The organism is Roseibium polysiphoniae (assembly GCF_014842925.1).
GTDB classification, from domain to species: Bacteria; Pseudomonadota; Alphaproteobacteria; order Rhizobiales; family Stappiaceae; genus Roseibium; species Roseibium polysiphoniae.
On record NZ_JACYXJ010000002.1, the window covers coordinates 122,436 to 139,766 of the forward strand.

15 protein-coding genes are annotated in these 17,331 nt (G+C 60.3%); 3 read left to right on the top strand and 12 right to left on the bottom strand.

Going from position 1 to position 17,331, the window contains the following annotated elements; all coding sequences use genetic code 11:
* Positions 1 to 236 precede the first annotated feature (236 nt).
* From IG617_RS04255 to IG617_RS04265, 3 genes are all read right to left on the bottom strand, one after another.
* Positions 237 to 1,526: a GNAT family N-acetyltransferase gene (locus IG617_RS04255; RefSeq protein WP_192107677.1), complete on the bottom strand. Its 1,290-nt coding sequence runs from the start codon at positions 1,524 to 1,526 to the stop codon at positions 237 to 239.
* Between the two features lie 100 nt (positions 1,527 to 1,626).
* Complete coding sequence (locus IG617_RS04260; protein ID WP_192107679.1) at positions 1,627 to 2,385, bottom strand: glycerophosphodiester phosphodiesterase family protein; 759 nt, start codon at positions 2,383 to 2,385, stop codon at positions 1,627 to 1,629.
* Positions 2,386 to 2,468: 83 nt separating this feature from the next.
* Positions 2,469 to 2,933, bottom strand: coding sequence for a RidA family protein (locus IG617_RS04265; RefSeq protein ID WP_153768679.1), 465 nt, complete (start codon positions 2,931 to 2,933; stop codon positions 2,469 to 2,471).
* A 238-nt stretch (positions 2,934 to 3,171) separates the two neighbouring features.
* On the opposite strand from IG617_RS04265, the gene IG617_RS04270 reads away from it, so the two are divergent.
* A complete protein-coding gene (locus tag IG617_RS04270) occupies positions 3,172 to 4,026 on the top strand; it encodes a cell envelope integrity EipB family protein (protein ID WP_209008265.1) in 855 nt (284 codons plus the stop codon).
* A 36-nt stretch (positions 4,027 to 4,062) separates the two neighbouring features.
* On the opposite strand, the gene IG617_RS04275 is transcribed toward IG617_RS04270, so the two are convergent.
* Genes IG617_RS04275 through IG617_RS04285 form a run of 3 tightly spaced genes read right to left on the bottom strand, consistent with a single transcriptional unit; the run spans position 4,063 to position 6,404 of the window.
* On the bottom strand, positions 4,063 to 5,391 hold the full coding sequence (locus IG617_RS04275) for a DNA polymerase IV (protein ID WP_192107682.1): 1,329 nt from the start codon (positions 5,389 to 5,391) through the stop codon (positions 4,063 to 4,065).
* Positions 5,392 to 5,440: 49 nt separating this feature from the next.
* Positions 5,441 to 6,112, bottom strand: coding sequence for a hypothetical protein (locus IG617_RS04280; protein ID WP_192107684.1), 672 nt, complete (start codon positions 6,110 to 6,112; stop codon positions 5,441 to 5,443).
* Positions 6,105 to 6,404, bottom strand: coding sequence for a DUF3572 domain-containing protein (locus tag IG617_RS04285; protein WP_246541520.1), 300 nt, complete (start codon positions 6,402 to 6,404; stop codon positions 6,105 to 6,107). The genes IG617_RS04280 and IG617_RS04285 overlap by 8 nt, the downstream gene beginning before the upstream one ends.
* 142 nt (positions 6,405 to 6,546) lie before the next feature.
* On the opposite strand from IG617_RS04285, the gene IG617_RS04290 reads away from it, so the two are divergent.
* Together IG617_RS04290 and IG617_RS04295 are read left to right on the top strand one after the other, a co-directional pair.
* Positions 6,547 to 6,918, top strand: coding sequence for a response regulator (locus IG617_RS04290; protein WP_192107687.1), 372 nt, complete (start codon positions 6,547 to 6,549; stop codon positions 6,916 to 6,918).
* 652 nt (positions 6,919 to 7,570) lie between these two features.
* Positions 7,571 to 9,286, top strand: coding sequence for a methyl-accepting chemotaxis protein (locus IG617_RS04295; RefSeq protein WP_192107689.1), 1,716 nt, complete (start codon positions 7,571 to 7,573; stop codon positions 9,284 to 9,286).
* Between the two features lie 76 nt (positions 9,287 to 9,362).
* Here IG617_RS04295 and rpmG read toward each other — a convergent pair whose 3' ends face one another.
* The 6 genes from rpmG to dprA all read right to left on the bottom strand — a co-directional run bounded on the left by rpmG (position 9,363) and on the right by dprA (position 17,330).
* Complete coding sequence (gene rpmG / locus IG617_RS04300) at positions 9,363 to 9,530, bottom strand: 50S ribosomal protein L33 (RefSeq protein ID WP_153768683.1); 168 nt, start codon at positions 9,528 to 9,530, stop codon at positions 9,363 to 9,365.
* 197 nt (positions 9,531 to 9,727) lie between these two features.
* Positions 9,728 to 10,492, bottom strand: a complete 765-nt coding sequence (locus IG617_RS04305) for an NUDIX hydrolase (protein ID WP_254170438.1) — start codon at positions 10,490 to 10,492, stop codon at positions 9,728 to 9,730.
* 7 nt (positions 10,493 to 10,499) lie between these two features.
* Complete coding sequence (locus IG617_RS04310) at positions 10,500 to 10,970, bottom strand: DUF983 domain-containing protein (protein WP_192107691.1); 471 nt, start codon at positions 10,968 to 10,970, stop codon at positions 10,500 to 10,502.
* Positions 10,967 to 13,204, bottom strand: coding sequence for a ribonuclease R (rnr, locus tag IG617_RS04315; protein WP_192107692.1), 2,238 nt, complete (start codon positions 13,202 to 13,204; stop codon positions 10,967 to 10,969). Before rnr ends, IG617_RS04310 begins: the two co-directional genes overlap by 4 nt.
* Before the next feature lie 92 nt (positions 13,205 to 13,296).
* Positions 13,297 to 15,981, bottom strand: a complete 2,685-nt coding sequence (gene topA, locus IG617_RS04320) for a type I DNA topoisomerase (protein ID WP_192107694.1) — start codon at positions 15,979 to 15,981, stop codon at positions 13,297 to 13,299.
* Positions 15,982 to 16,196: 215 nt separating this feature from the next.
* Positions 16,197 to 17,330 (bottom strand): DNA-processing protein DprA, encoded by a 1,134-nt coding sequence (dprA, locus tag IG617_RS04325; protein WP_192108485.1) that lies wholly within the window; start codon positions 17,328 to 17,330, stop codon positions 16,197 to 16,199.
* Position 17,331 lies beyond the last annotated feature (1 nt).

The window sequence follows — 17,331 nt, forward strand, 5'->3', positions numbered from 1 at the left end:
CATGTGGGGCGGCGAACCTATGCTCGCCGAATTTGCGGCGAGATTATCCAGTCGCGCGGCTGCGGCGCAAGCAGGTTTTGACGCTTCCAGATGGTTTGCGTCCGCGCGCCGCGGGGTCTGCGCCGGGCGTGAGGTCATCAAAATACCCGACGTTTGCATACTTAAGAAAATGATTCAACGCATGCATTAAAGTTAGATGGTGCAATAGTTTATCGCTATTGCTTGAGGAAGTGATTCTAGCTTTCGGACTTCCTGAAAGGGGCGTGCTCCGCCAGCTCTTCATTTTCCATGCTGATCGCACGGCGCTCGCGTTCAAGGTAGTCGGCGACAGCCTCACTGAGACCTTCATGGGCAATCCAGTGCGCCGAGTAGGTCGTCGTCGGAAGATAGCCACGGGCCAGTTTGTGCGCGCCCTGGGCGCCAGCCTCGACGCGGGCGAGCTTGCGTTCGATGGCAAAATCGATGGCCTGATAATAGCAGAGCTCGAAGTGCAGGAAGGGATGGTGCTCGGTGCAGCCCCAGTTGCGCCCGAAGAGCGTGTCCGAGCCGATGAAGTTGAGCGCACCGGCGATGTAGCGTCCCTCCCGCTTGGCCATGACCAGAAGAATCTGGTCCGCCATGCGCTCGCCGATCAGCGAAAAGAACTGCCGATTGAGATAGGGGCGTCCCCACTTGCGGCTGCCTGTGTCCATATAGAAGGTGTAAAAGGCGTCCCAGTGGGCTTCGGTCAGATCCTTGCCTGTGACCTGTTCGATTTCGAGCCCGGAGCTGAGGGCATCGCGGCGCTCTTTCTTGATGGCCTTGCGCTTGCGCGAGGCGAGGGCACCGAGAAAGTCATCGAAGCTTGCGTAGCCGGGGTTTTCGAAATGAAACTGCTGATCGGTGCGCTGCAGGTAACCGATCTCGCCAAGCGCATCCCATTCCGATTTCGTCACGAAAGTGGCGTGGGTCGATGAGGCACCACTGCGTTTGCAGACTTCGACCAGGCCGGTTGCCAAGGCGCTCATGCCGCTTTCGCGATGGATGGTCGGAGACAGGAGAAAGCGCCGCCCGGTGGCTGGGGTGAAGGGCACCGAAATCTGCAGCTTTGGATAGTAGTCGCCACCGGCACGCAGGAAGGCATCGGCCCAGCCGTGATCGAAGACATATTCGCCCTGGCTGTGGCTTTTGAGATAGGCCGGCACAGCGCCCCAGACTTCACCATCGCCGCCCTCCAAAAGCAGATGACGCGGCATCCAGCCGGTCCGCGCCGTCGCGCAGCCCGATTCTTCCAGCGCTTGCAGGAAGGCATGAGAGAGGAACGGATTGTAGGACGGCGGTTCGGGCAGGCTCTCGGTGCCTTCGGACACGGTTTCCAGCAATTGCCGCTGTGTCTCATAGGCTTCGTCACGCCGGACGCATCCATCCGGGCCCGTCGTCCAGCCTGGGTTGGCGACGCTGTCCCAGATGGCCGCCGGAACATCGGCAAGGGATGATAGAATGCGAAGCGTGGCGGCTTGGTCGTCCGGGGTCTGGGGTGCGGACATCAGGCGTGCCTTCGGGTAACGAACGTCATGTCCCTTACTGTAGTGCGTCGATGCTGCGCTGCAAGGGCGGCGGCGCGATTGCCGCTGCCGGAAATCCGGTTCAGGCGTCGGGATCGAAGCCCTCAAAGACGATCTGATCGGCATATTTGGCTGCGCGCAGCCGCTGATTTTCGGTCCGGACTGTCCAGGTCATGATCGGAAGGCCGAAGAACCTGCGCCAAAAGCCAGGTGCCAGGCTCGGCAGATCGCGGATACCGTAGGAAATGAAGTGCGGACGCGTGCGCGGAATATGAAGCATGTGGCGCAAGATGAAGCGGTCCATCCGGGAAAAGCGGAGGAGCTCGCCTTCGGGCAGGGTCGCGTCGGCAACAATGCCGCGCAGAACCTCGGGCCGGTGTGCCCTTGCAATCGGCAGCATGTCGGGGTCGAAGGTCTTGATGCAGGCAGGGCCATCATAGGCTTCGACCTGCTCGACAACGCGCCTGACGAAGTCCGCCTGGGCGCCGGGAACCAGCCGCGATTTGATCTCGATGACGAGCGGGACCTTGCCGGCGACCAGATCAAACAGATCCTGCAACAGCCAGAGATTGTCGGTGCCCGTCTGCATCGGCAGCTTGACCAGTTCGGCCGAGGTCTTTTCGATCACGGGGCCTTTGGACTGAACGAGCCGGTCCAGGGTGTAATCGTGATAGACCAGCGCTTCGCCGTCGGCGGTTTCCTGAACATCGACCTCGATGGCGAAATTGCGCTCGACGGCAGCACGGATCGCGGAAGGCGTGTTTTCGATGCAGCCGTTGTCGGCATCATGAAGTCCGCGATGGGCGATTGGCCGCGCCAGCAGCTCGGAAACCTTGGTCATGGATTTAGGGCCTCGGGAAGAAGAGTACGGACGGCCTGTCTAGCCGTCCGTCATGTCGGTCGTGTTGCAGAAGATGCCGAGATTCAGGCGATTTCGAAGATCGCTTCGATTTCCACGCCTGCGCCAAAGGGCAGGGAGGCTGCACTGACGGCTGAGCGGGCGTGACGGCCCTTGTCGCCCATGGCCTCGACCAGAAAGTCGGACGCACCGTTGATCACCTGAGGCTGCTGCGCAAAGTCGCCGTCTGAGTTGACGAAGCCGACGATCTTCACAAGCCGGGCGATCTTTTCCAGGTCGCCGGTGGCTGCCTTGGCCTGGGCCAGAAGATTGATGGCGCACAGGCGCGCAGCGGACTTGCCGTCCTTGACCGAAAGATCGCCGCCGACCTTGCCGACATATTCAAGGCCCTCTGGACCCATCGGCAGCTGGCCGGAAATGAACAGCTGATTGCCGGTCAGGACGTAGGGCACGTAGTTGGCAGCCGGTGCAGATGGCGAGGGCAGGGTGACACCCAGGTCTGCAAGGCGGCTTTCGATGGTCTGGCTCATGGCGTGAAGGCTCCGGAAAGATCAAATCTGACGAGTTCTTGGCGTAAATGAGGGGCCGCTGCAAGGGCAAAACCGCCACTGAGAGGCGGTCTCGTGCTGCATGATGTGCGCTATTTTATCCAGATCAGCGGATTGTTGCGCCGCAGGTCTGGCGGTGCGCGGGGGAAGTGCCTAAAGTCGTGATCACCTTATGTGCCTGCACCGGCAGGCTCGGATTACGCGTGGATGGGAGACGTTGATGCAGCTCAGGGCCGGAAACATGATTTACGCTGCCTCTCTGCAGGCTGCCCTTGTTTTGACGGGAAGTTTTGCTGCAGCCGCCGCGCCGGGCCTCGGACTTGCGCCGCATCGCGCCATCTATGACATGGAGTTGGGAGAGGCGGAGGAACACTCTGGTATCGCCTCTCTGTCCGGACTGATGGTCTACGACTTTTCCGGCAGCGCATGCGAAGGCTACAGCATCAGTTTTCGTTTCGTTACCCGCTTTCAGAGCGTGGAGGGTGGTTCCCAGGTGACGGATCTGCGCACCTCGTCCCACGAAAGCGGCGATGGATACAGCTACCAGTTTTTGTCCAAGACCTATGTGGACCAGAAGCTGGTGGAGGCGACCCGCGGCACGGCAAAAGATCTTGAGGGCGCCAAGAGTGTCGACTTGAAAGAGCCGGAAGAACGGGCGTTCGAGATCGACAAGTCGACACTGTTTCCGACAGTGCATTTGAGAAAAATCATCGAGGCGGCGAAAGGCGGTGAGAGCTTTCTCGTGTCCGAGGTCTATGACGGCTCTGAAACCGGCGACAAGATTTACCAGACCACGACGGTGATCGGCGAGCCTCGGCTGGAGCGGATCCCGGTGAAGGGATCTGCAGACGCGTCCGTCGTCAATGTGCCGCAAGTGACCCATTGGCCGGTGACCATCGCCTATTTCGATTCCACGGTGAGCGATGGCGGTGAGCAGCTTCCTGTCTATCAGCTCTCCTTCCTGCTCTATGAAAACGGCATCAGCCGCCGCATGTCGCTCGACTATGGCGATTTCGTCATCAAGGGATCTTTGCGGGACCTGGAGCTTTATGAAGAGGTGTCCTGCTCCAACTGATGCGGGTCTGCTGGTGGCTGAGCTCTCAGCCTAGTCCTAGGAACCCGGTTTGGACGGCTTGTTGCGCCGGGCTTCGTGCAGCAGACCGCGTTCGACCGCGTCCTTTCCGAACTTGTCGCGCAGCGTGTCCATCGCCAGTTCTGCCTGTTTTCGCCGGCCGGCGCCTTCATCCAAAAGGTCCTGAGGATCGGCCTGCTCCGATTTGCCCAGGTCACTGACGCCGATGCCGATCAGGCGGAAACGCCGGCCATCGGTTTCCTTTTCGAGCAAATCAACCCCGGCACGGAAAATGCGATCGGCAAGCTGGGTCGGATCCGGCAGCTGCCGGGCGCGGGTGATGCTCTTGAACTCATTGGTCTTGAGTTTCAAGGTCACGGTGCGCCCGGAAATCTCTTCTTTCTTCAGGCGGCGTGAGACTTTTTCCGACAAGTCCAGTAGGATCGGCCGCAGCTTGTCGAAACTGGAGATGTCGGTGTTGAAGGTCGTTTCGCTGCTGACGCTCTTTGCGCCTCGCGACGGCGTGACGGTACGGTCGTCTTCGCCCTGGCAGAGCTTGGCCATGCGCAGACCCATGGCGCCATAGCGCCGAGCGAGATCGGTGCCGTCCATGGTCTGAAGTTGGCCGATGGTTTCGATGCCGTCCGCTGCCAGTGTCTTTTGAAACACCTTGCCGACACCCCAGATCATTCCCACGGGCTTGTCTGCGAGAAATGTCTTCGCCTCGGCCTGGCCGATCACCGAAAAGCCGCGTGGTTTTTCCAGATCCGATGCCAGCTTTGCCAGAAACTTGTTGGGAGCCAGGCCGACAGATGCGCTGATGCCGATGTCCTGTTCCAAATGCCGAATGAAAGCGGCAAGAGTTTCGGCCGCTGTCGCGTGATGCAGTCGCTCCGTGCCGGTCAGATCCAGAAAGGCTTCATCGATGGAAATCGGTTCGACGAGCGGCGTCAGAGCGCGCATGCGCTCGCGGATCTCGCGGCCGACCTTGGCGTATTTGTCCATATTCGGCTTGACGACGACCGCATCCGGGCAGGCCTCCATGGCCTTGAACATCGGCATGGCGGAGCGAACGCCATAGATCCTGGCGATGTAGCAACAGGTCGAGACAACGCCGCGCTGGCCGCCGCCGACGATCACCGGCAGGTCCCGCAATTCCGGATTGTCGCGCTTTTCGACCGATGCATAGAAGGCATCGCAGTCAATGTGGGCGATGGTGAGTTGGTCCAGCTCGGAATGCTTCAAGAGCCTTGGGCTGCCGCAGGACGAACAGCGGGCGCGCGTGATGGCCGGACGCGCGCCACAGTCCCGGCACAGGGCTTTTTTCATGGCGTGCGGGGCATCGGGCGTTTGAGCGTCCTGGGTCATCGTGCTGTCGGTCCAAGAAGCGGGAGGCTGATGCGGTGAAGCTCCGCGTTCAGGCCTCCTGCAGCGTAGTGGCAATGAAGCTTGCTGTCTCGTCCCAGTCCCCGGTCAGCAAGTCGATGTGCGGTTCCGGCGTGACATTGGCTCGAAAGCGGTCATCTGCGATGAACTGGATGAGCGTCGCCGATGGCAGGCTGGCATGGACGGAGGTGTGATTGGTCGGACTGTCGTCAATAAAGACCACCGGCGCTGGCCGGCCTGCCGAAAGAGCTGCGACCGCGCCGCCCTTGGGCCCCGAGTTTGTCAGCACCGGATAGGTGATGCCGAAACCGGCGAGCAGTGTTTCCCGGATCGGCTTGTTGTGGGCTCCAGGAAGGTTCGTCAGTAGCAAGACCTCGTGATTTTCCGAGATCCGGGCAAGACCGGTGTCCGCACCCTCGACCATCTCCTGGCGGTGGCTTTCCTCATCGAAGAAGCGGACCAGGTGTCGGCGCACATCGTCATTGGAAAGTGGTGTCTCGTCACCCCTTCGCGCGATGTTGCCATGGAACTTGTAGCTGTGACGCAGAAAGATCAGGTCGTTTGCCGTCAGGTAGCGTTCGAGATGGCTGATCAAGTGGAGGATGACCTCATCGACGTCGCAGATCACCAGGGGCCGGTCCGAAGCGGGCAGGGCGGCAATCTGGTCGAGGACATGACGGGAGGCGGTCTGTGGTTCAGGCATAGTCGGCAGGGTCTCCGGCCAGGGCGAAGCGGGCGGCGGCGATCATGGTCGGCCGGACGCCGGAATTCTCGCAGTAGCTGAGAAGCAGGGCTTCATCCATCATGTAGAACTCCAGGACACCGGCGAGAAAGCCGGGCTCTTCCGCCGCTTCACGAATCAATTCCGGTCCGATTCCGGAGACGGCCAGAAAGCGTCCGACCTGCTCGGGCTCGCGGGTCAGGTGCAAAAGCGCTTCCGTCGCGATTTCCTGAGCCTTGTCAAAGGTCATCGAGGATGGTGAACGTCCATTCATTGCGAATTTTTGCCTTTCCGAAACGATTCCACGCTAAAAGGGAAGCTACTGTGGTGTGGGGGCGTGTTCCACTGCCGAATGGCAGCGGTGTGCATTCAAGTGACAAATTACCGGCGCGATGCCGGATCTGAAGGGCCGAGCAATGGCGAAAACCGTGCTGATCGTGGAAGACAACGAGCTGAACATGAAGCTTTTTCATGACCTGCTCGAAGCGCACGGCTATGATACGCTGCAAACCAGAACGGGGATAGAGGCGCTTGAGCTTGCTCGCGCCCACCGTCCGGACCTGATCCTGATGGATATCCAGCTGCCGGAGGTTTCCGGGCTTGAGGTCACTAAGTGGATCAAGGAAGACGACGATCTTCGCACGATTCCGGTGATTGCCGTCACCGCCTTCGCGATGAAGGGGGACGAGGAGCGGATCCGCCAGGGCGGCTGCGAGGCCTATATCTCCAAGCCGATCTCTGTTGCACGTTTCCTGGAGACTGTTCGCTCTTACCTAGGTGACGCCTGAGGGACATCTTGGCTTCCTCAGGAGTCGTTTCGGGCAAGCAAGATTTTCGTGATTTCCAGGGCTCGCGGCCTTGAGATGCAACTCGTGCAGCACACACGAACGCATTCTTGATTCACATTAAGGTTACGAATTTACTAAGTTATGACCCTGCTTGTGCAAAATCGCCTGCCGTAGTTGATTTCCCGCACCACTCTTGTAGGTTGACCTCGCGTTGGTATGGATCAATCGCATCCATCTGATGCCAAATCGCTTCTAGCGATCAGTTTCCCTACGGGGCGCTCAGGTCCGCCGCATCTCCTGGGTCCGTGGGGCAGGCCGGTGCGGAACGAGTCGAAGAGTGGCCTCCTCGTTGCTTGTTTCCCACCGGCCACCTTCTGGGCAACTGCCTCTCCGCGTCTCTGGGTCGTTGAAATAACCGCTTGCACCTCGAATTTTTTACGAGGGGTGAAAGTGTGTCGTTTCGTGCCTTTTTCCTGCTTTATTTTCCTCCCTAATGCTTAGCCTGCGTAGAAGTCGAGTTTTTGACATTTTTCAACCTTGCGTGAAACTGTAGGTAAAATATGAATATAACGCTCATATATAGTAGATTTACTTGGTATTAATGGTCCCGGGCGATGTCTAACGTAGTGATAACTCTACGGTTGGAGCCCAAATGACCCGGCTTTTGTCTTCTATGAAAATGTCGACCGCAATGGCTGTGGCCAGTGGTGGATTTCTCGCCCTTGCAATGATTGTTGTCGGCTTCATTGTTTACTCAGTCGCCGACAATCAGGCCGTTAACGGCGCCATGGCGAAACAGGACGTAAACCTTCGCGTTGCTGCGACAATGCTTACCGAGGAGATCGAGGGCGTCGAAGTCAATTGGACCGGCTCTGGCGATGTCAGCCGGATCGAGATTGCAGCTCTTCCGGAGTTCACCTCTCACGAATTGATCGATGCAATCGGACGTATGACCGGCGAAACCGCGACGGTTTTTGCGTGGGATCCCGAGACAAGCGACTTCTGGCGCAAGACGACAAACATCATCAAGCCGGACGGCAAGCGCGCAGTCGGTACCCCGCTTGGCAAAAACGGCGCCGTCTATCCGGTGGTGACCAAGGGGCAGACGTTCCACGGTCAGGCCACGATCCTCGGCAAGGACTACTACACGATCTATCAGCCGATCTTCACGCCCTCGAATGAGATCATCGGCATCTTGTATGCTGGTGTCGAGAAGGCCGCGATCGTCGCCAACATTTCCGAACTCATGACCAAGTTCACGATGTTCGTCCTGCCGGTCGTGCTCGTCGCTGTGGCGTTGACCGTCTTCATGGTCAAGATCCTGCTTCGTCCGATTACGCGGCTGGCCGAGATCACCAGCCGCATCGCAGATGATGAACTCGATATCGATGTGCCCCATGCCGAACGGACCGATCAGATCGGCCAGATGGCACAGGCGATCGAGACTTTGAAGGCCAAGTCGCTCGAGCGTGTGGAATATGCCAACCAGCAGGTTGCCAACGACGCAGCTTCGGCAGAGCGTCAGAGCCGCATCGAGCAGCTGATCGGCAGCTTCCGCTCCACGGTCGAAACGCTTCTGGCATCTGTTGGCGAGACCGCCGTTGGCCTAGACAGCACTGCGCAGTCCCTGACAGAGATCGCACGGGAAAGCTCCGGCTATGCGGATGAAACCCAGGGCTCTTCTGCAGAAGCAACCCAGAACGTTCAGACGGTTGCCAGCGCAGCTGAGGAGCTGGCTGCCTCCATCGGCGAAATCTCCCGCCAGGTTGCCCAGACGACGGAAGTTGTCGGCCGCGCCACGGAAGGCACACGCGTCACCAACGAGAAGGTCGAAGGGCTTGCAGCTTCCGCGACCAAGATCGGCGAAGTCGTGACCCTCATCCAGGCCATTGCCGAGCAGACCAACCTTCTGGCTCTGAACGCCACGATCGAGGCCGCTCGTGCCGGTGAAGCCGGTAAGGGCTTTGCGGTTGTTGCATCGGAAGTGAAGGAACTGGCGACCCAGACCTCCAAGGCAACCGAGGAAATCGGCGCACAGATCGCCGCGATCCAGAACGCCACGAAAGAGTCGGTCCAGGCGATTGCCGAGATCACCGAGATCATGGAAGAGGTGAACAACTACACCACGACCATCTCCTCGGCTGTGGAAGAGCAGGGCAGCGCCACCACCGAGATCTCCCAGAACGTCCAGCGGGCGGCCATGGGAACCACCTCGGTCTCCTCCAGCATGTCCAAGCTGTCAGAAGCGGTCACACAGACCTCGACCTCTGCAGAGATGGTTCTGGCCGCGTCCGGCGAGCTGGGCTCCAAGACAGAATCCCTCAAGGGCGAAGTCGAGCAGTTCCTCAACGAGGTTGCTGCCGCCTGATCCAGACGGACCTCCAGTCACGAAAAAGCCCGCCGAAATTCGGCGGGCTTTTTTGTATTCAGAGCTAGATCAAGAATTACTTGATCTTGGCTTCCTTGAATTCCACGTGCTTCTTGGCAACCGGATCGTACTTCCGGACGACCATTTTTTCGGTCATCGTGCGGGAGTTTTTCTTGGTCACGTAGAAAAAGCCGGTGTCGGCCGTGGAGAGAAGCTTGATCTTGATTGTTGTCGCCTTGGCCATGGCCTTAGATCCTGTTTTGTATGATTGGGCAAACGGTTCTTATGGCCAGGGTCGCTGGCGATCATTCTGCCCCAGATTTCCGAAATCAGCGCGCAAAGTACTCATCAATGGGGCAAAGTCAAGCTTTGCCGTGGTGTGGCGGTGAAAACTGCCGATTAGCGCAGTTTTGAGTGCCTGAGCGCCATCTTGCAGTCTTGTCAGAGAAGGGTTCTCTGAAAGTCACCCCTTTGGAAGAAGTAGAAGGGCACAGGTGATTCCGGCGCAAGGTCGGGGTCGGACTGAAGCCGCTCTCCCAGATCCGACAGAACCCGCTTGGTGATCATCGGCAGTTCATCCATGGCGCCTGCCTCGTCCAGGGTGAGCCAGACGATGTCCTCAAGCTCTCCGGAGGGGCCTGTGCCGCTTTCGAGGCGGTCTGCGATGGCATCTGCAGAAACCGCGAGAAAGCGCGTGTCGAAGCGCCTGGAGCGGTTTGGCGGTGTGATGGCTCTCGCGATCATCCTCAAGGGTTCGAGATCGGGTTCGATGCCCCGCTCGGCAAAGTCCTCGAAGCCCTTGCCGAGGCGCAGATTCTCGATCGCTTCGGCGCGGCGGCCGATGAAGAGGCCCGCTTCCTCGAAGGTTTCGCGGATCGCAGCCAGTGCGAATGCGCGTACGCGCGACTGCGTTCTTGGCCGTTTCAGCTGCTCGGACAGTTTTGCCTCGACGACCGGATGATAGCCGAGCGCGACCGGAATGCGGGAATCTGCCGGATCGACGCGGCCGCCGGGAAACACGAACTTGCCCGGCATGAAGGTGTGGCGCACGTGACGGCGCCCCATCAGGACGCGGGTGTCCTTGCCCTTGCCATCCAGGATGAGCAGGGTGGCAGCGTCCTTGGGCCGGATGTAGGGGTGTTTTCCACCCTGTTCGTCCTTGGCCAGCTGGGCCGCCATGCCCGTCGTCATCCGTCCAGAGCTCATCGAAATCTCACGAGTGATAATGCGCGGTTTCCGCCGGATCCGGTTCCGGCAGGTCCTCGGATGCGTCCGGATCGAAGCCGTGCATGTAGAGCGCCCACTGGAGGCCAACGAGGGCGCCCTTGATCGGCTGCAGCATGCCCAGGGACAGGATGATCGTCAGCGGCAACCAGAGCGCCATATGGACCCACAGTTCCGGGCGGTACATGACCTCGACGATCAGTAATGCCGGGATGATGATATGGCCGACGATGGTGATGGTGAAATAGGGCGGAGCGTCATCGGCGCGATGGTGATGGATCTCTTCGCCGCAGGCTTCACAGGCGTGAACCGTCTTCAGATAGCCCTTGAACAGCTTTCCCTTGCCGCAGGACGGGCAGCGGCACATCAGGCCGCGCATCATCGCGGGAAGAATGCGGCGGGCCGGTTTTTCATCGGTGGCCTGTTCTTCGCCCTGCGCGGATCGGTAGGATACGTTCATCGTTTCTTGGTCCCGGGTTTCGACTTTGCCGAAGTCCTGGACCGGCGTGTGGGCTTCCGCTTGCTTGCGGTGGCGGGTTTTTTCGACCCGGACCCTCGAATGCGCTTGCCGGCAATACGTCCCGGGCTCAGCATTTCGAACCTCAGGGCGCCTGCAAAGGGCGCAGCCTCGACCAGTTTGACTTCAACTCTGTCCCCAAGCTGGTAGGTTTCGCCCGACTTGTCACCAATGAGCGAATGCGACCCTTCGTCATACCGGTAGTAGTCCAGGCCGATGGTCGAGGCGGGGATGAAGCCGTCCGCTCCGCTTTCATCGAGCCGAATGAACATTCCGGATTTGACCACACCGGCGATACGGCCTTGAAATGTCGCACCGATCCGGTCCGACATCCACAGCGCAATCAGCCGGTCGATGGTGTCGCGCTCGGCCAGCATCGCGCGACGTTCGGCCGCGGAGATTTCACCGCCGACGGCCTCGAGCTTTGCCTCGATGCCATCTGGAAGGCCGTCATCGCCGAGGCCAAGCGCCTTGATCAGGCCGCGGTGGACAATCAGGTCGGCATATCGGCGGATCGGTGAGGTGAAATGGGCGTAACGGCGCAGGTTCAGTCCGAAGTGGCCGATGTTCTGCGGCGCATATTCCGCCTGGGCCTGGCTCCTGAGCACGACCTCATTGACCAGATGGGCCTGGGGCGTGTCCTTGACCTTCGCCAGCAGCCCGTTGAACACGGAGGGACGCAGGCCGCCGCTCGAGGGCAGCTTCATGTTCAAGGTCGAGAGGAACTCCTTGAGGCTCTCGAGCTTTTCCGGGGTGGAGGCATCATGAATGCGGTAGAGCAGGGGAGACTTCTTCTTCTCCAGCGTTTCCGCCGCGGCCACATTGGCCTGGATCATGAACTCTTCGATCAGCTTGTGCGCATCGAGCCGCTCGGGAATGAAGACATAGTCCACGGTCCCATCGGGCTTGAGCTTGATCTTGCGCTCGGGCAGATCCAGTTCCAGGGGCTCACGAGCGTCGCGGCCTGCCTTCAGGACCTCATAGGCGCCCCAGAGTGGCTTCAGGACACCCTCGAGCAGGGTTTCCGTCTTCTCGTCCGTGACGCCGTCCACGGCCTTCTGGGCCTGAATGTAGGACAGTTTCGCGGCCGAGCGCATCAACACCCGGTGGAACGTATGGCTGATCTTTCGGCCGGTCTTGTCGAAGACCATGCGCACGGCCATGGCCGGCCTGTCTTCCTTCTCGCGCAGGGAGCACAGATCGTTGGAGATCCGCTCCGGCAGCATCGGAATGACCCGGTCGGGGAAATAGACCGAATTGCCGCGCAAATGCGCTTCGCGGTCGAGGGCCGTGCCTGGCCGGACATAGTGGGCGACATCGGCGATGGCGACATAGGCGATGTGACCGCCTTCGTTGTCCGGATCCTCGTCGGGCTCTGCAAAGACGGCGTCGTCGTGATCCTTGGCGTCGGGCGGATCGATGGTGACGAGCGGGATCTTGCGCCAATCCTCGCGCTTGCCAACTTTTACAGGCTCGGCTTTTTCCGCCTCGACCTCGACGGCGTTGGGAAAGACATGCGGGATCGCATGAGCCTGGAGCGCGATTTCGGAAACGGCCTTTTCAGACTTCATCGACCCGAAGCGTTCGACGATCGCAGCACGCGGGGCGCCATAGCGGCCCGTGCGCACAACCTGCACGCTGACCAGATCACCGTCTTGCGCGTCCTTCAGATCCGTCGGGTCGACGTCCAGCTCACGCTGTTTGCGGTCGATCGGCTCCAGAAACGGCGGCCGGTTGCCTTCGCGGTTGCGCAAGATGCCCAGCACCGCTCCCTGTTGCTTTTCCAGGACCTTGATGACGCGGCCGGCGAATTTGGCCTCCGCGCCACTGTCGATGTCTGCCAGACGAACGAGCGCGCGGTCGCCAATGCCGGGCTGGGCCGTCTTGCCCTTGCCGGTGAGCACGAGAACCTTGGGCGCAGGACCTGCCTCATCGTCCCAGTCGACAGGCTCGCCCAGAAGTTCGCCATCGCCGTCGCGCGCGATCAGGCTGACGACAAAGACGGGCGGCAGGTCACCGGGACGGATCAGGCGTTTCTGGCGGCGCTCGACCACACCGTCTTCGGCAAGGTCCTTGAGGATTTTCTTCAGCTGGATCCGCGCTGCGCCAATGATGCCAAAGTGCTTGGCGATCTCGCGCTTGCCCGCCTTGCCGGGGTTCTCGGCAATGAAGGTCATGATGTCTTCGCGGGAAGGAAACTGACCGGGGGTTTTTGCGCGGCCACCGGCTTTCCCGCCGGCCGGCTTTTTCGGTCCTATCCGCCTGGCGCTCAAGAGCCGTCTTCCACGGCAGCGTCTTCAGCGGGAGCTTTTGCCTTGGCGGTGGTTTTCTTCGCGGGAGGTTTCTTGGCAGCTGCCTTTTTGGCCGCTGGCTTCTTTGCAGCGGTTTTCTTGGCTGCCGGCTTCTTCGCAGCCGCTTTTTTCTTTGTGCCGCCCTTGGCTGCCTTGTCGGCGATCAGCTGCACGGCCTGTTCCATGGTCACGGTCTGCGGATCTGTGTCCTTGGGCAGGGTCGCATTGATCTTGCCGTGTTTGACATAAGGTCCGTAGCGGCCGTCATAGACATTGATCGGGCCACCTTCTTCAGGATGCTCGCCGAGCTCCTTCAGCGGTGTTGCAGCCGCGCGGCCCCGTCCACCCTTGGCGCGCTTTTCCGCAAGGACGTCGACGGCGCGGTTGATGCCGACGGTGAAGACTTCTTCAGGCGCTGACAGGTTAGCATACGTGCCTTCATGCAGCACGAAAGGTCCATAGCGGCCGATGCCTGCGGTGATCATCTTGCCGTCTTCGGGATGTGCCCCGACTTCGCGCGGAAGCGACAGCAGTTCGAGGGCTTTCTCCAGGTCGAGATCCGCCGCCGACCAACCCTTGGGCAGGGAGGAGCGTTTCGGCTTGGCTTCTTCGCCGAGCTGGACATAGGGGCCGAAGCGGCCGGTGCGCAGAGACACGTCGAGGCCGGTTTCCGGGTCTTGACCGAGAACCTTCGGGCCTTCTGACGCCTCACCATCGCCATCGCTTTTCGCAAGCTGGCGGGTGTAGTTGCACTCGGGGTAGTTGGAGCAACCGATGAAGGCGCCGAAGCGGCTGACCTTCAAGGACAGCTGACCGTCGGAACAGGACGGGCAGGCGCGGGGCGCTGTTCCGTCTTCCTTTTCGGGGAAAATATGCGGTGCGAGCAGATCGTTCAGTGCGTCGAGAACTTCGGAGACACGAAGATCCTTGATTTCGTCGACTGCACCGGAAAAATCTTTCCAGAAGGCCTTCAGAACATCCTGCCAGGACAATTCGCCCGCCGAGATCTTGTCGAGCTGTTCTTCAAGGCTGGCTGTGAAGTCGAACTCCACATAGCGGTTGAAGAAGCTTTCCAGGAAGGCGATGACGATGCGGCCCTTGTCCTGCGGGACAAGCTGCTTCTTCTCCATCTCCACGTAGTCGCGATCCTGAAGCGTCTGGATCGTCGAGGCATAGGTCGACGGCCGGCCGATGCTCAGCTCTTCCATCTTCTTGACCAGGCTGGCTTCCGTGTAACGCGGTGGCGGGGTCGTGAAGTGCTGCGACGCCTCGACCGGATCGGCCTTGGCTTCAGCTGCGCCCAGAGCAACGCTTGCGCCCTGGTCGACGGCCGGCAGACGGCGGGAGGCTTCGTCTTCCTCGTCGTCACGGCTTTCCTGGTAGAGCGCGAAGAAACCATCGAACCGGACGACAGAACCGGTCACGCGCAGGGCGGCCTTCTTGCCGGAGCCGCTGGCGTCGATTTCAATCGTGGTGCGTTCGAGGACGGCCGATTCCATCTGGCTGGCCATGGTGCGCTTCCAGATCAGGTCGTAAAGCCGAGCCTGGTCCGGATCAAGGAAACGGGCAACGTCTTTCGGACGCCGGGTCAGGTCGGTCGGACGAACCGCTTCGTGGGCCTCTTGTGCATTCTTTGCCTTGGTGGCGTAGAAACGCTGTTTTTCAGGCACGTATTTGTCGCCGAAGTCCTGACCGATCACCGATCTGGCGGAGGAGATGGCTTCCTGGGCGATCTGAACGCCGTCAGTACGCATATAGGTGATGAGACCGGTGGTCTCGCCGCCGATGGAGATGCCCTCGTAGAGCTTCTGGGCTACCTGCATGGCGCGGGATGCGGAGAAGCCGAGCTTGCGGGAGGCTTCCTGTTGCAGCGTCGAGGTGGTGAAGGGCGGCTGCGGATTGCGCTTGGTCGGCTTTGAGCTGACGCTGGCGACGGAGAAGCTTGCAGACCGCAGCATCGTCTTGATGGCAGTGGCTTCACCTTCGCTGGTGATGTCCAGACGGCCGATCTTCTTGCCGTCATAGCCAACAAGGGACGCGGGCAGGGCTTCCCCGCCAGGTGTCTTCAGATGCGCCAGGATCGACCAGTATTCCTGTGGCTTGAAGACCTCGATCTCCATCTCCCGGTCGCACAGAAGGCGCAGGGCAACCGATTGCACGCGGCCGGCGGACCGGGCTCCCGGCAGTTTGCGCCAGAGAACCGGCGACAAGGTAAAGCCGACAAGATAGTCCAGCGCACGGCGGGCCAGATAGGCGTCAACCAGCGGCGTGTCCAGCTGGCGCGGGTTCTCCATCGCCTCGAGAATGGACTTCTTGGTGATCGCGTTGAACACCACGCGCTCCACCGGCTTGTCCTTGAGCACTTTTTTCTTCTGCAGAACTTCCAGAACGTGCCATGAAATCGCTTCCCCCTCTCTATCGGGGTCAGTTGCGAGAATGAGGCTGTCGGCCTCCTTCATCGCGTTGGCGATCTCTGTCAGACGTTTTTGGGATTTGCTGTCGACCTGCCAGCTCATGGCAAAATCTTCGTCGGGTTTGACCGAACCGTCCTTCGGAGGCAGATCGCGCACGTGGCCATAGGAAGCGAGCACGTTGTAATCCGAGCCGAGATATTTGTTGATCGTCTTGGCCTTGGCCGGCGATTCCACAATGACGAGTTTCATCAGTACCCAAACGCTGCTTGCCGGGATCGCTGCCTGTCGGGCGCGCTCCTGTGGCGGAAATGGAAGTCTTGAACTGGCGACGATCATGGATCGAAGGCCGACTGTCAAATGGACCTTTCAAGCCCTGCGGTCAAGTCGAGGCTCGTTCAGGCGGGTTATCCACGGTCAATGACGGTCAGATTACAGACAGGGGCCGGTCTGTTTTCCAGGCGGGCCTACAAGAGCAGGGAGACACGTTGCCCTCTGTGCCGTTCCAGACGTCCGGCCAGCTCTAGTTCGAGCAACAGGACATGAATGGTTCTGGCCGTTTCTCCGGTAAATCGAATGAGTTCGTCGATCTCGACCGGTGTCGGCCCGAGCGCGGAAACAAGCTTGTCACGTGCGCGCTGGCCCGGATCACCACCATAGGGTGATTGATCGTCGGTGGGCTCGTCGATCTCCTGTGTAAACGGCAGGTCCGGTTCCAGACGGCCGGCGAGGGCGTCCATGACATCCCTTGCCGAGGTGACAAGCGTAGCGCCCTGTCGAATCAAGCCATTTGCGCCTTCCGAGCGCGGGTCGAGCGGCGAACCGGGGACAGCGAAGATGTCGCGGTTTTGTTCGAGCGCAAACCGGGCGGTGTGCAGGGAGCCGGAGCCCTTGGCAGCTTCGATGACAATCACGCCAAGCGCCATGCCCGAGATGAGACGGTTGCGGCGAGGGAAGTCGCGTCCGCGCGGTTTCCAGCCGAGGGGCATTTCGGAGATGGCATTGCCGCCGCTGTCGATGATGGCCGCCAGCAGGCGGTCGTGTTCCGGTGGATAGAGAATGTCGATACCGCCGGCAAAAACGGCGGCTGTGCCGGAACCCAGGGCCGCCTCATGCGCCGCTGCATCAATTCCCCGCGCAAGTCCTGACGTGATGAGATGACCGTCTTGTCCAAGGTCGCGGGAGAATTGAGCCGCCAGCTTACGGCCCGAGAGTGACGCATTGCGGGCGCCGACAATTGCCACCGTCTTGGGTTCTGACAGCGCTGAACCACCCCGGACGGACAGAAGCGGCGGCGGGCCGTCGATATGGCGCAGATGCGGCGGATAATCAGCTTCGCCCAGGGCAATCAGGCGGGCGCCAATCCGGTCGTGGGCATCCAGTTCGGCTTCGGCCTCGTGCAAGGGGCTGATGCGGATGGCAGATTTGCCGCCGCGTTTCGACAGGCCGGGAAGGGCATCCAGGGCGGCCTCGGCGGAGCCGAAATGATTGATCAGATCCCGGAAGGTCGCCGGTCCGACATTTTCCGATCGGATCAACCGGAGCCACGCGAGGCGCTGGGCCGCGTTTAATATCAGGGCGTTTTTTCTTGCCGCCCTCATA